Origin of the sequence: Burkholderia sp. COPS (assembly GCF_019425585.1) — a bacterium.
Classification (GTDB): Bacteria; Pseudomonadota; Gammaproteobacteria; order Burkholderiales; family Burkholderiaceae; genus Burkholderia; species Burkholderia cepacia.
On sequence record NZ_WIXR01000015.1, the window covers coordinates 216,498 to 228,824 of the forward strand.

At 61.5% G+C, this 12,327-nt stretch carries 14 protein-coding genes and 3 pseudogenes; 5 read left to right on the plus strand and 12 right to left on the minus strand.

Annotation, left to right across the window (positions count from 1 at the left end; all coding sequences use genetic code 11):
- Positions 1–25: 25 nt before the first annotated feature.
- Positions 26–448: a transcriptional regulator gene (locus tag FOZ70_RS14080; RefSeq protein ID WP_219706132.1), complete on the minus strand. Its 423-nt coding sequence runs from the start codon at positions 446–448 to the stop codon at positions 26–28.
- Between the two features lie 147 nt (positions 449–595).
- Between FOZ70_RS14080 and FOZ70_RS14085 the strand changes: the two genes are divergently transcribed.
- Positions 596–1,168 (plus strand): hypothetical protein, encoded by a 573-nt coding sequence (locus FOZ70_RS14085; RefSeq protein ID WP_219706134.1) that lies wholly within the window; start codon positions 596–598, stop codon positions 1,166–1,168.
- A 26-nt stretch (positions 1,169–1,194) separates the two neighbouring features.
- Positions 1,195–2,124 (plus strand): hypothetical protein, encoded by a 930-nt coding sequence (locus tag FOZ70_RS14090; protein WP_219706136.1) that lies wholly within the window; start codon positions 1,195–1,197, stop codon positions 2,122–2,124.
- Positions 2,125–2,446: 322 nt separating this feature from the next.
- Here FOZ70_RS14090 and FOZ70_RS14095 read toward each other — a convergent pair whose 3' ends face one another.
- Entirely contained in the window at positions 2,447–3,634 is a 1,188-nt protein-coding gene (locus tag FOZ70_RS14095; RefSeq protein ID WP_219706138.1) for a site-specific integrase, read from the minus strand.
- 77 nt (positions 3,635–3,711) lie between these two features.
- On the opposite strand from FOZ70_RS14095, the pseudogene FOZ70_RS14100 reads away from it, so the two are divergent.
- Together FOZ70_RS14100 and FOZ70_RS14105 are read left to right on the plus strand one after the other, a co-directional pair.
- Positions 3,712–3,807 (plus strand): annotated as a pseudogene (locus tag FOZ70_RS14100) (hypothetical protein); the annotation flags it as partial.
- 844 nt (positions 3,808–4,651) lie between these two features.
- A complete protein-coding gene (locus FOZ70_RS14105) occupies positions 4,652–6,007 on the plus strand; it encodes a glycosyl hydrolase family 18 protein (RefSeq protein WP_219706140.1) in 1,356 nt (451 codons plus the stop codon).
- 205 nt (positions 6,008–6,212) lie between these two features.
- On the opposite strand, the gene FOZ70_RS14110 is transcribed toward FOZ70_RS14105, so the two are convergent.
- Positions 6,213–6,830, minus strand: coding sequence for a 3'-5' exonuclease (locus FOZ70_RS14110; RefSeq protein WP_059494117.1), 618 nt, complete (start codon positions 6,828–6,830; stop codon positions 6,213–6,215).
- A 235-nt stretch (positions 6,831–7,065) separates the two neighbouring features.
- Complete coding sequence (locus FOZ70_RS14115) at positions 7,066–7,719, minus strand: DJ-1/PfpI family protein (protein WP_219706142.1); 654 nt, start codon at positions 7,717–7,719, stop codon at positions 7,066–7,068.
- 108 nt (positions 7,720–7,827) lie between these two features.
- Between FOZ70_RS14115 and FOZ70_RS14120 the strand changes: the two genes are divergently transcribed.
- Entirely contained in the window at positions 7,828–8,382 is a 555-nt protein-coding gene (locus FOZ70_RS14120; protein ID WP_059624102.1) for a TetR/AcrR family transcriptional regulator, read from the plus strand.
- A gap of 131 nt (positions 8,383–8,513) precedes the next feature.
- Here FOZ70_RS14120 and FOZ70_RS14125 read toward each other — a convergent pair whose 3' ends face one another.
- The 8 genes and pseudogenes from FOZ70_RS14125 to FOZ70_RS14150 all read right to left on the minus strand — a co-directional run bounded on the left by FOZ70_RS14125 (position 8,514) and on the right by FOZ70_RS14150 (position 12,316).
- The gene (locus FOZ70_RS14125; protein ID WP_059490051.1) at positions 8,514–8,978 is read right to left on the minus strand and encodes an acetyltransferase; all 465 of its coding nucleotides are present in this window, start codon (positions 8,976–8,978) and stop codon (positions 8,514–8,516) included.
- Between the two features lie 102 nt (positions 8,979–9,080).
- Positions 9,081–9,572, minus strand: coding sequence for an NUDIX hydrolase (locus FOZ70_RS14130; RefSeq protein WP_059856778.1), 492 nt, complete (start codon positions 9,570–9,572; stop codon positions 9,081–9,083).
- Positions 9,573–9,618: 46 nt separating this feature from the next.
- On the minus strand, positions 9,619–10,503 hold the full coding sequence (locus FOZ70_RS14135; protein ID WP_059494125.1) for an NAD(P)-dependent oxidoreductase: 885 nt from the start codon (positions 10,501–10,503) through the stop codon (positions 9,619–9,621).
- 97 nt (positions 10,504–10,600) lie between these two features.
- Positions 10,601–10,924, minus strand: coding sequence for a DUF971 domain-containing protein (locus FOZ70_RS14140; RefSeq protein WP_069253622.1), 324 nt, complete (start codon positions 10,922–10,924; stop codon positions 10,601–10,603).
- Positions 10,921–11,136: pseudogene (locus FOZ70_RS38075) on the minus strand (HEAT repeat domain-containing protein); the annotation flags it as partial. The pseudogene FOZ70_RS38075 and the gene FOZ70_RS14140, both read right to left, overlap by 4 nt.
- Positions 11,036–11,260: a hypothetical protein gene (locus FOZ70_RS38080; RefSeq protein WP_258025628.1), complete on the minus strand. Its 225-nt coding sequence runs from the start codon at positions 11,258–11,260 to the stop codon at positions 11,036–11,038. The pseudogene FOZ70_RS38075 and the gene FOZ70_RS38080, both read right to left, overlap by 101 nt.
- A pseudogene (locus FOZ70_RS14145) lies at positions 11,209–11,982 on the minus strand (HEAT repeat domain-containing protein); the annotation flags it as partial. The gene FOZ70_RS38080 and the pseudogene FOZ70_RS14145, both read right to left, overlap by 52 nt.
- An 88-nt stretch (positions 11,983–12,070) precedes the next feature.
- Positions 12,071–12,316: a ferredoxin family protein gene (locus FOZ70_RS14150; RefSeq protein WP_006764074.1), complete on the minus strand. Its 246-nt coding sequence runs from the start codon at positions 12,314–12,316 to the stop codon at positions 12,071–12,073.
- Between the last annotated feature and the right edge of the window lie 11 nt (positions 12,317–12,327).

Consider the following 12,327-nt stretch of genomic DNA (forward strand, 5'->3'; position numbering starts at 1 on the left):
AATTTCCAATCTATTGTGAGCAGGCTTAGTCACTCCAAATTTCGCCGTCTAGACTGAACTGCTCAATCACGCCTTCAACAAGTTGGCGGCGATAGGCCGACAGACTACGAAGACGACGCAACAACTCTAACTCTTCCGCTGTCGGCTGGATCGCTTCGTCAGCAGGCTTTGCTCCTTTGGCCGGACGGCTGCGCTTCGTGTCGGTCACGCCGAACCTAAGCCACTGTTCAGACACATCGAGCCAGTCGGCCAGCGTTTTGATCTTGTCGACAGTCGGACGTGCTGTACCCGTAAGCCACTTCTGGGCCGCCTGCGGAGTGATCGGCTCATTGCTACGCAGATTGAACTGGGTAGCAAGTTCCGACGCAGTCTCGATCTTCTTCGAGCTGCGTTTGAGGGCCTGCCTGAGGCGGCTGGCAAAGGCTTTCTTGTCGTCAACGTCGGGCATTCCGCGAGTGTGCGAAAAGCCTGCCCTCTCGTGATAACCTAATGGTTGTTGTTATAAACCATATAGTTCTTTGAATGCGATCCCCCGTCGTCCTTGGCCTGTAAACAAATCGGATGTGGAAGATCGCCATCTTGGGAAGGCAAGAGAATGGGCAAGCTCGAATGGGTTGTGGCGGGAGCGGGGGCGGTGGTCGCGGGGGCTGCGGCTGTCGCCGCACTTCCAGAGATCGTGGTTGCTGGCGCCGCTGTTGCGGTGGGTTCGGCAGCGGTCGGAGCATATAAGAATTATCAGGCGCGGCGCTGTGATGCCTGCGGTGTCCGCGTTGACAAATCCCGGGATCTCACGACACTCGACTGGACGTGGTTGGCAGAAAACGAGCGTCCGGCCGCTGAGCAAGTCTGTCTGCAATGCTTCCACCAAGGGCATTGGGGGGCGCAGTATCGGCGCTACGAGATGGCGCTCGATGCTGCCGGCCAGGTCACGACCTATAGTGCCCGCTATCAAGGACGAGTACCCAACTCCGTGAGTCGGGAGATTCCGGTGGCTGGGGCGTGGTTTCTCGAGAAAGACGACGCCGAGAAGAGCATGAAAGTCACTGCTGCATACCTCGGGAAGAACCTTGTCACGCAATGCAAAGAAGAGCGCCGTTCGGTCGGAAGTACGCCGGTGAGGTCGGAATGGCGTTACATCGGCATAGCGGGCCGCACTGTAATAGGGTAATAGTGATTGGTATGCGAGAAAATCAAATGAGAATGCTTTATTTTTCCTCCTTTCTCATGCTTATTATGGCTTTGCTCGGCGTAGGCGTGTCCGCAAAGACCATCTACGAAAATAATGGGGATTGGGAATGGATTGCGAATGCTCCGTATGGCAATAGCTCAGAAAAAATATTTTATGATCGAAGCTCCCCTAAAAAAAGTGGAAATTCCTTGGTGGATCTTGTGTTTTCGGCCCAGATTCAACCTGAAAACTACGTTCCGGGAAAAGGGATGGTGCCCTTTGATGTGGCGTTTTATTCGGTGGAAGTAAATTGCGGTCAAGGAAATACGGCAGACCGGTCGATGAGATTCCTTGAGACAAAATATTTCTATCGAGGCGTGTTGCGGGCGACCGATACTCCAGATAAGCAGGTGTGGATAAAAATTTGGACCGGCAGCCCGATGGCATCCATGAGCGCCGAAGCATGCCGTGCAGTATCCCTGTCCACGGCACCGGCCCAGGCGACTCAGGCGGCGCAGCCGATCAGTTGCGCTAATGTCAAATTCTTCAAGGACTTGGGGCCGGAAAGCAAGGTTTTCATGCCCATCGATCTGAACGGCGACCCATCCAGAACTCCGGCAGGCATGGCCACAGTCAAGCTATTTGATTCTTCAATGCCCGCAAATGCGAAGCTGCCCGTGTGGCTCAACCCCATTGATGGATGGCTGACTCCAGCACTTAACGATCCGCCGACGCTCGGCGATAGCTGTGCTCGATGGAACGGAGCAGACTGGTACGTTCGTGGCGTTACAAAGCCTCATGACGCACCCGGAGGGGCTGGGTTCATTGCACTTGACCTGACACACCGTAAGGCGTATCTGAAAATCGCCCAGGATACGCCTCAAGGAAAGCGGACCGCGAAGGCCGTTGGTGAGCCGTCGCTGCTTGAAGGTATTCAGGCTGCGTTTGGGCTTTGATCGGGCGATCAAGCAGCGAAATGTGACGCTTGTGACGGAGCCACGTGCTCAGGGCGACGGGGTAAAACTGTTGATGCACAAACGAAAGTGACAATGTGACGTTGTAACGTCCTTCGGGGAGGCCGCCGAGGAACTGCCGGAGCGAGCCAGACGGGCTGTAGTCCCGGCAAGGAGGATTTGCCCCCGCAGTTTACGCATTTGCCTGTCACAATGTCACAACCCAGTATCCATGCGGGTTTTCTGGGACCGCGAGACGTTACGGCTCCGTCACAGACGTCACAAAGCGGCCCGGCATCGTGGATACAAGAGGCAATTCAGGGCTTCAGGCATTGTCGGAAGCCTTGCCGCCGCTACCGCGCAAATCAGGCGACCGACTGAGCCCGATGCCGGTGACCGCCAACGTAGCCTGCTCACCGGCATCCCGGCCTGATGGAGTGCTCGTTGTCGCTGTCGATGGCGGGGAAATCCGATCGAGCTTATCTATCAGGGTTGCTGTTTGCAGGTGGCTATATCGTTTCAAGCATTGCATCGTCCGATGTCCCGAAATAGCAGCGACTTCAATCAGATTGAATCCTCCCTCTACAAGGGAGCTGATCCGTTCGTGGCGAAGATCGTGGAAGCGGAGATTTCTTAGGAGTGGGTCACTTACCAACTCGTGTGCTGACCTACCATGTTCCTTCGCCTCAAGTTCGTAGGCTTGCCGGGCACGTCGCACCGCACGCTGAAACGCTCCTGACAAGCTCGTTCCATTTTTCGAAAACAACTTGCCATCTGTGCGACGCGGAAGGGCTTCAAGGGTCTTGACGGCATCAAGTGACAATGGAACGGTGCGGCTGTCACCATTCTTGGTCAAGGGGAGCCAGACCACACGCCTTTCGAGATCGATGTGTCGCCATTCCATGCCCAGGATTTCAGAGCGACGCATGCCCGTCTCCAGCGCAATGCGGATGATAGCCCGAAGATCAGGAGCGAAGCGGGCTGCGTGAAGAATGTAATTCAGTTCTTGCTGGCTGACACGGCGTTCCCTTGGTTTCCCGTTCGGCGGCTTGCGGATTTCACTCATCGGGTTGGTGTCGAGCAGTAGCCAGTCTCGGGCACATGCCGTTAGCACAGCTGAGAGGCAATCGAGATACCGGCGCACACTGGACGGCGCAAGCGAAGCTCGAAGGAGTTTGTCCCGTTCTGCGACGAGATCTTGGCGGGAAATCTCATTCACCGTGCGCGTCGTTAGGGCGGACCCGTGCCAGTACCTCAGGAGGTACCGTTCCGACTGTTGTCCTCGTTTGCCGGGGAGAATTTCTGCGCTATATCGAGTGATGGCCTCGCCTAGCGTGAGCTCAGGTAATTCTGAGGCGGGTTTGCTTTGCTCGACGATGCCATGGCCCAGCAGGACTTTCTGTTGGACTTCCCAGCGTTGCGCTTCGGCTTCCGTGTCGAAGCTTTTCGAAGCTGTACGGCCATTGACGGTGACACGAACCTGGAACTTGCTACGACGTAAACGGATACTCATTGCTCTGACCCCTTGGACAGAGCTTGGACAGGGACGAGCTGAAGCTGCGTAGACCCGTGCTAGACATGGTGTCCAGCCGCGCGTCGAATCGGATCATCAACGAGGTGCGCGGGATCAACCGGGTCGTGTATGACATCTCGGGCAAGCCGCCGGCGACGATCGAGTGGGAGTGAGCGGTAAAAAGCGCCTCTTGAATCATTGGCTGACGCAGGACCTTGCAGGGTTTTCGTTGCGATCCGCATGGTTGTAAGCCATTGACGTAGAAGCGAACTTTCTACGAATCCGGAGACTGCCCGCCGCGTATGCGCTGCCAATGACAGTGGGGCGGGCAGTAGCCGAATGCACGATTGCGACTCGATAATCTGCCGGCAACGGGATTCGGTCGTGGCAGTAAAATTCCTTCCAGATTGCGGGACGCGGTGCGGGTTTGCGGGCACATCGAGGGCTCGTGATTGGTAACGGTAAAAGCGGTGCCAATTACGAGAACAAAAAACGAGGCTCACAGAATTCGCATTCCGCAATCCTCTTGAATCCCGCACAGCCCTGAACGAGATCGCCGACCGCGACGGCATGCATGTCGCAGTATCTCCGGCGGGCACGTTTCCTTTCTTCGATACGATTACCCGCATTATTGAGTGAAGAGAAACGGCAGCGGCCGTGCGCCGCGTCGAAGCCCTTCGCCGAATGCGTCGCCAGTTGGCGTAATGAAGCCGGAATGGTGAATCCGAAAGTGCATTGTTGCGCTCGACAGGGATTTTGTCGTCGAATTGATGTCACGTGTTTCCACAAAGGATCGATGTTTTTTCGCGCAGTTTGCGCCGTTTTATCTTTTGCCACTTCCTATAATGGTCTTCAGCAACGTGGAACGCCTTGGTTCATTACGTGGCTGTATCGTCTCCGGGCGTGACCGCATTGCCGATGCGCCACGGTCAATTGGCCGTGGTATTTGGTGGCCTTCTACTGTAGTTGCAGCGTCGTGCGCCACCGCCAAAAAACGCTACGTCACAGGAAAGAAAAATGGCAAACCTACAAAACGGCATCAATGCGTGGATTTTCTTGAACGAAGACGAACCGCCACAAACCAACTACAACAGTCCCGAAAGTTGCTATCAATCGCTGATCGATTGCAAGGTTTACGACAGTGCAAATTTTCTTGGCATTGCTTTTTTCGAAGTCGTTGCCGCCGCACAGGGTTCCACGATCCAGATCGGCAACGCATCGCATTCGGGTGGGCTGACCAATCAGGATTATTTGAATTTTGTACTCCGTGATGCGCGTCAGGTGAATCCTGGAATCAAATTTCTGGCCACGATGGTGTATTCCGGCGCCAATACATTGGCGGCGGTTTTCTCGGGAGGTGGGGATCCGCAAACGCAGGCGGCCAATTTTGCGAATAATCTGGTGACATATCTCCGGAATAACGGAATGAATGGCCTGGATATCGATTGGGAAGGCGATGTTTCCGATAAAATGACGCGATCGCAGTTCCAGATTCTGTTCTCTGCAATTCGCGCCGAATTCGATCGGCAGCCGGTGAAATATTATCTGTCGTTCACGCCTGCATGGCCCACCAGTTCGATTGATTACGCTACGGTCAATAGCCAGTTCGATTTTGTATCGCCTCAATTCTACGACGGCACGCCGCTGTCGGATTTTCTTGATGCCGGCATATCGCCGTCCAGGATCGGGTATGGCGCTCAGTTCGAACCAGGAAATTCAGCCCCCAATGCCAGTGCGCAACAAGTCTGGAGCATGGTTTCGGAAGGTTTTTCTTCCGGGGGTACGCGGTACGATTATCAGGATATTTTCGTCTGGCGCTTCAATTCTGGAAACTTCCAGTTCGAGCAGGCGCAGTTCATGATTCTCGATCAACTCGGCAATCCGCCCACCAGCAACACCTTCGACGACACACCGATTATCAGCGCCGCAGGTAATCCCAACCTAACCCGAGTGACGATCCGGTCAGGCGACGTACTCAACGCGGTTCAGGCCGTCAATACCGGGACGGGGCCCTATAACACCGGCACCCAGGGAACGGGAACCGGAATATTTACCTTGTTGCAACACGGCGGAAACAGCGGGACTGCCCAGGTCATCAATATTCCGCTTGACGATCCGATCGTGTCCATTTCCGGCTACACGGGCGTGTGGTACGGCTGGCAATGTGTTTTGCAACTCACATTGACCGGGAAAAGCGGGGCCACTTATGGCCCGTTCGGCAGTATGGCCGGCTCGACCACCCGGAATGGTTTCGTACAATCTGCTCCGGCCGGACAAAGCGTGGTCGGCTTCAGTGGATCTACGGTGACGGTTCCGTTGGCAGGGGGCAGCCAGACCGCAATCCTCGCGACGCTGAATGCCGTTTTCGCCTGAGGCACCTGATAACGATTTTTCAGTACCTGCGGCAATCGTTGACCAAGGCCATGCGACTGCATGGCCTTTTTTCATTGCGTGTCGGGAGATTCCCAAGCCGTTTTGCGCTCACATGCTGCCTGAGTCATGAAACGTCGCGTGGCACGCGTGATGCGGCAATCCGTCATGTGCCCGACAGCGATCGCCCGTGGCTGTCGACCGATTCTCACGCATGCGCGCCCGCGAGCGAGCGCAGGTACATCGGCACTTTCGCCTTCGCCGTTGCCTGGACACGTGTCATGAGCGCGTGATCGATACGATCCAGCCCGTAAGTCCGGGCAATGTCCTGCTGCAGCCTGCACCACAGGTGGCTGGCCATTTCGGCATCGACCATCGCCCGGTGCGCCCGTCCCGACTTCGGCAGCCGCAGCATGTCCGCGAGGCTCGACAGGCGATGACTCAGCGCGTCCGGATAAATGCGGCGCGCCACGAGCATCGTGCAGGCAAAGGCATGCTCGGCCGTCATGCCAAGCAACCCGAGTTCCGCCTGCCAGAACCGTTTGTCGAAACCGGCGTTGTGGGCCACGACCGCGTGTTTGCCGACGAACGCAGCCGCTTCCTTCATGACTTTCGATGCCGGCGGCGCCGATGCGATCATCTCGTTCGTGATGCCGGTCAGCGCGACGACGTCCGACGGTATGCGTCTGCCTGCATTCATCAGGCTCTGGAAACGATCGACGACTTGTCCGTCCCGGAGGAGGATGACGGCGATTTCGGTCGCACGATCACCCAGGTTCGGCGAAAGTCCGGTTGTTTCGAAGTCCAGTACCGCAACGGTTTGCATGGTCGAATCCTGTTGCTTCACGCGGTGTCGTTCAGAGAGGCCGAGAGGTTAGCATCTCCAGGCCCGCGGCAGACTCATTCGGCTCGAGAAACGACCATCCGTGCGGCGAAGGCCGACCCGATCGATGACCCGGATCGCCCGCGAATGCGTCCCGATCCGCCGTTGGTTCGGCAGGACGCACGACGCTGCAACAGCGTACTGGCTGCCGGCTATCGACAGCCCATCGACCCGCGCGTCATGCCGCGAGCCCGTTTTCGCCTTCGACGATCCGGATCGGGCTCGTCGCTTGTCCCGCACCCTGCCTGATGCTGAACTCGATCAGGTCCTCGTAAATCTCCCGTTGCCCGGCAGGCAGCACGGGCAGCAGCGTCTCGCGCCGCTTGTCCGCGTCGAACATCGATTCCACCAGCCATCCCGTCAGGTAGAGCGACGCAAGGCATCCGCCCGCGGTCGCGACGTTGCCGTGGCACACCAGCGGCTGGTCCATCACTTGCAGCCCGACTGCCTGCAAACCCTGCCGCGCTTCGGGGTGCGTCGTCGCGCGGCGCTGCGGCAGCAGCCCGAGCCGTTCGAGAATGAAGGCGCCGCCGCAGATCGACCCGACAAGCTGGCGTTCGGGATCGAGATCGAACGACGGCAGGAAACCGGGATCGGCGAGCGCGGCCGGTACGCCTTCCTTGCCGCTCGAAAACAGGATCGCGTCGGCGCGATTGGCGTCGGCGAGCGGGCCGTGCGTCGGGATGGCCAGACCATGGGCGGAATGCAGCACCGGCGTTGCACCCAGGATCCGGACGCGCCAGTCCTTGTTGTTGCGACCGAGGATGTCCCACATCAGGAACAGGTCGACGTCGGTGAACCGGTCGAATGCGACGAGTGCAATGTCTTTCAAGGCGGACTCCTTACGTAATGGCGCGCTGCCGGAAGCGGCGGCGGCCGTGATAGAGTGCGCAGCCTATCTGTCCATGCCGCACCATACACAGCCTGTATGGCGATGACGATGAGCACACTGACGCGAAATGACTGGATTGCCGCGGGCTTCGACGCCCTCGACGGAGAGGGGTACGCGGGGATTTCGGCCGAGAGCCTCGCGCGTCGGCTGAACGTGACGCGCGGATCGTTCTATCACCACTTCCGCAATCGCGAGGACTTCGTCAGGACGTTGCTGACCGCGTGGGAGGACGACTACACCGCGCGCATGCTGGCGTATGCGGCGGAGGGCCACGGTGCCGGCGACACGCTGTTGCGCTACCTGCGCATTGCCGCCGAGAAACGGCCCGGGCGTGAAATCGCGATCCGCGCCTGGGCGTTGCACGATCCGCTGGTCGCGGAATGCCAGCAGCGCGTCGACGCGGCGCGGCTCGCGTTTGCGATCGACACGTCGCGCCGGCTGGTGCGCACGCCTGGCGAGGCCGAGATCGTCGGGCAGGCCGTGCACTTGTGCCTGATCGGCGGGCAACAGGCCGGGCTGCGGCGCGATGCCGACCGGTTCAACGGCTTCGTGCAGCGTGCTTTTTCAATGGTCGAACGCGTGCTGCCGATGCGTCGCCGATGACGCGCCATCTGGCACACGTACCGGTGCGCGCGCGGCATGCGTGGAGCGGACGCGGCAATACGCAGCCGCATGCGCGTGTCCGGCGCGTGTGACGTGGCGGGCGGCGCGATATCCCGGCCCGGAAAAGTGGGTTATGCGTGCCGTGGCGACGAGGACGGTGCCGCGCGATGGCGCAGGTGGATCAGCGGATAGGGGCGTCCTTGTCCATCGAGCGCCGATCGCCCGCAGCGCTCGAAGCCGAGCCGTTCATAGAATCGTGCTGCCGATTCGTTCTGCTCGTTGACGTCGGTCGACAGGTCGGGATGGCGCGTGAGTGCGTCTTCCACGAGCAGGCGCCCGATGCCTGCGCGATGGTGCGCGGGATCGACGAACAGGGCTTCCATGTGACTGCCGTCGAGCAGCATGAAGCCGATCGCATGGTCGGCCTCGTCGACGGCGAGATCGAGCGGCGCACCGGGCAGGAACCCGACCACTTCGGATTCGATCGCGCGACGGTCGTCGTCGCTCAGGAAGTGATGCGTGGCGTCGACCGCGTTGCGCCAGATATCCAGCACGCGTGCGCCGTCGGCCTCGGTGGACTTGCGAATTCTGATCATGTCTGACCTGTTTTGATTGGTAGTTTGAAGGTCTGCGGCTCGCCGACACCGTCATGGCCGCGATCGGGCCGCTCGCAAGGGATGCGGGCAGACGGCGTTGTTTCAGGGAGTGGCCGCACGCCGTGCGTCGTCGAGGCCCGCTGCACGTTCGATCGCTCGGCGTGCGACGTCGCGAACGCCCGCGCTCATCGGTAAATCGTCGCGGTCGAGCTCGGCGAGGTCGAACCAGCGCGCGTCGAGCGCATCGTCGCCGGCAGCAGGTGCGCCGCGCAGCCAGTTGCACAGCACCGCGACCATGACGAAATGCTGGTGCACGTTGCCGCCAGCATCGTAATCGAAGGCATCCAGCGCGGTAAAGACGTCGAGTGCCTCGACGTCGACGGTCGTCTCTTCCACGATCTCGCGCACGATCGCGTTCGCAATCGATTCGCCTGCTTCGATCTTGCCGCCAGGAAAGCCCCAGCATCCCGCATCGGGCGGATTGGCGCGGCGCACCAGCAGCACGTCGCGTTCCCGCAGGACGACGCCGATCACGGCGGGAACGGGGCGTACGCCGGCGATGACGCCGGTCGGGGAGCGGGGCGAATCGGACATGGCGGATCGATGCGTGCGCGTGGTCGAGGGGGCGGCCGGTGGCGATTCACTGCGCATCGTGCGTGCGCTGCTCGATCGCGCGGATCACGGCGACCATGTCGTCCGCGCCGTGTCCGGCCCGCTCGGTCTCGCCGTAAAGCGCGTGGCAAATGTCGAGCAGCGGCGACGCGATGTTGGCGCCGCGCGCGGATTCCGCGACCAGGCGTGCATTTTTCAGCACGTCGGTGATCGCGGCCTGCACCGAGAAATCCGCCGCGACGAGTTTGCCGAGTTTCACGCGCGACACGTCGCTTGCCATCGGTCCCGCGTTCAGCACGTCGGCGAAGCGGGCGAGATCGATACCGTGGCGTTGCGCGAAATGCGTGGCTTCGGTCAGGCCGGTGACCATCGTGATGAGGAACAGGTTCACGGCGAGCTTCATCGTCAGCGCCGACGGTACGTCGCCGCACACGAAGCTGTCGCGGCACAGCGGCTTCACGAGCGCGCGGACGGCGTCGACGTCGTCCGGCGCGCCGGCGAGCATCACGACGAGTTGACCGGCTTCGGCCGGCTTGCGCGAACCCGACACCGGTGCTTCGACGTAACGGCCCGACGCGGCGGCGATTTCATCGGCCAGCGCGCGCGAATAACCGGGTGCGTTCGTGCCCATGTTCACGATGGTGTGCCCGCCGACACGGGTAGCGAAACCGGGCGTGCCGCGCGCGAGAACGGCGTCGATCGCCGCGTCGTTCGCGAGCATCAGGATCACGGTGGAGCAGGCGGCGAACACGTCGTCGGCGTGCTCGGCCACGCGTGCGCCGGCGTCGCGCAACGCATCGTCGCTGCCGTGCGACCGGCTCCATACGACGAGCGGCGTGCCGGCTCGCGCGAGATTGAGCGCCATCGGCGTGCCCATCACGCCGAGGCCGATAAATCCGACTGCGGTTTGCATGTTCTGACTCCCACGGTGGGTGGAGACGATCGTGGGCGTCAGTATCGCAGCGTTTCCGCACGTCTGCCATGTCGTCCGCGCACCCGCGGGAGCCACGTCACGGCCGCGCCGTCGTGTCCGCCCTATCGGCCCTATCAGCCATGTCGGCCATGTCGGCCAAAAACGGCCACGGATAGATGCCGCGGGCATGGCCGTCGCCGAAGAGGGCGCGGATGCCGTATCCGGCTGCCTCGAGGCCGGCCAGCGTCAGGTCGGGCCGCGCATCGATACGACCGCCGTCGAGCCGGATCCTTCGGCATTCGGCGCACGGGCAATCGCCGCGCAACCGCGCATAACCGATGTGTTGAGTGCGGCCGTCCGGCCAGCGGAGTGTCAACGTGCGTGCAGCGTGATCGAGCGCGATTTCGGTCGGCGCGATCATCGAGCCGCCTCGTCGATTTGCCGGATCGCGATTCGCACGGCTTTGCGCACTTCCGGATCGTGATCCTCCAATGCGTGAGTGAGCGCGGCCAACGTCGCGCGGTCGCGCAATTCACCGAGCGCTAGTGCGGCTTCCTTGCGCAGGTTGCTGATCGCATGCGACAGCAGTGCTGCGACGGCCGGCGCCGCAGCAGCATCGCGCAGTTGCCCGAGCGCACGCGCGGCACGCAAGCGCACCTGCCAGTAGTCGTCGTCGAGCGCGGCGGCGAGCGGGTCGCGCGCGGCCGCGACACGCAACTTGCCGAGCGTCGTGGCCGCTTCCTCGCGCACCTGCCATTCGTGGTCGCGCAGCGCGGCGAGCAGTGCGTCGATGGTGGCCGCATCGTCGGGTGCCGCGAACCCGATCGCGCCGACCGCGGCGCGTCGCACGTCCGCTGCGGCATCGGTGGTCGCGATGCGCGCGAGCGGCGGCAGCGCACGTGGGTCCCTGAGCCAGCCGAGCACCGCGACGGCTTCAGCGCGCACGGCGGCGTGTTCGGCATCGAGTGCGCGCAGCGCGGGCGCGAACGCGCTGGGGTCGCGCAACTCGCGCAATCCGCGCAGCACGGCGCGGCGCACGAACGACTCGGGCCGGTCGGCCCATCGGCACAGCACGGTACCCGATGCCGCGTCCTTCAGTTCGGACAGGCTCTGCGCGGCGGTGGCGCGTACACCTTCGTCCGGATCGAGCAATGCGCCGCACAGTGCGTCGACGACGTCGGGCTGCTCCCAAGCGCCGAGCACGCGCGCGGCCTCGCTGCGCACGTCGGCCGACGGATCGTCGCACAGTGCCGCAACGAATGACGGCACCAGATCGGATTCCTCGAGATCGGCAAGCTCGATCAGTGCGATGCGGCGCACGGATGCGTCGGGCGCGGCGAGGCGGACGGCGAGTGCGGCACGATCCGGATCGTGCGTGCCGGGCAGCGAGGCGGTGGAAGAGAAAGCGGTCATGGGCAAAGGATCGGTTCGGTGAAAAAGCCGCTGCTCGCGGAGCGCGATGCATGGGCGGCACGGCATGGCGATGCGAACCTGGCGAATGACGGCCCGGCCGTCACGTCGTCGATGCACGGCCTGCACGGGCGGCACGACGACCGGCCGCGCGCGCTCAGCGCAGCAGGTAAGGGATGTCGACCTTGACCGCGCCGGTCGGGCAGTCGCGCTCGCACGGCATGCAGTACCAGCATTCGTCGAACTGCATGTAGGCCTTGCCCTTGGTCACGTCGATCGCGAGCAGGTCGAGCGGGCACACGTCGACGCAGACGGTGCAGCCCTTGTCGGCAATGCAGCGTTCCTCGTCGATCGTCACGGGCGCGCTGCTGCGCAGGAAGATGTCGTGCGGGGTATGGGGCACGGTAGGGCTCC

Bases quoted from the DNA above. Each gene is read 5' to 3' on its own strand.
- FOZ70_RS14080 (WP_219706132.1), bottom strand. From the start codon at position 448: ATGCCCGACGTTGACGACAAGAAAGCCTTTGCCAGCCGCCTCAGGCAG.
- FOZ70_RS14085 (WP_219706134.1), top strand. From the start codon at position 596: ATGGGCAAGCTCGAATGGGTTGTGGCGGGAGCGGGGGCGGTGGTCGCG.
- FOZ70_RS14090 (WP_219706136.1), top strand. From the start codon at position 1,195: ATGAGAATGCTTTATTTTTCCTCCTTTCTCATGCTTATTATGGCTTTG.
- FOZ70_RS14095 (WP_219706138.1), bottom strand. From the start codon at position 3,634: ATGAGTATCCGTTTACGTCGTAGCAAGTTCCAGGTTCGTGTCACCGTC.
- FOZ70_RS14105 (WP_219706140.1), top strand. From the start codon at position 4,652: ATGGCAAACCTACAAAACGGCATCAATGCGTGGATTTTCTTGAACGAA.
- FOZ70_RS14110 (WP_059494117.1), bottom strand. From the start codon at position 6,830: ATGCAAACCGTTGCGGTACTGGACTTCGAAACAACCGGACTTTCGCCG.
- FOZ70_RS14120 (WP_059624102.1), top strand. From the start codon at position 7,828: ATGAGCACACTGACGCGAAATGACTGGATTGCCGCGGGCTTCGACGCC.
- FOZ70_RS14125 (WP_059490051.1), bottom strand. From the start codon at position 8,978: ATGATCAGAATTCGCAAGTCCACCGAGGCCGACGGCGCACGCGTGCTG.
- FOZ70_RS14130 (WP_059856778.1), bottom strand. From the start codon at position 9,572: ATGTCCGATTCGCCCCGCTCCCCGACCGGCGTCATCGCCGGCGTACGC.
- FOZ70_RS14135 (WP_059494125.1), bottom strand. From the start codon at position 10,503: ATGCAAACCGCAGTCGGATTTATCGGCCTCGGCGTGATGGGCACGCCG.
- FOZ70_RS14140 (WP_069253622.1), bottom strand. From the start codon at position 10,924: ATGATCGCGCCGACCGAAATCGCGCTCGATCACGCTGCACGCACGTTG.
- FOZ70_RS38080 (WP_258025628.1), bottom strand. From the start codon at position 11,260: ATGGCAGGTGCGCGAGGAAGCGGCCACGACGCTCGGCAAGTTGCGTGT.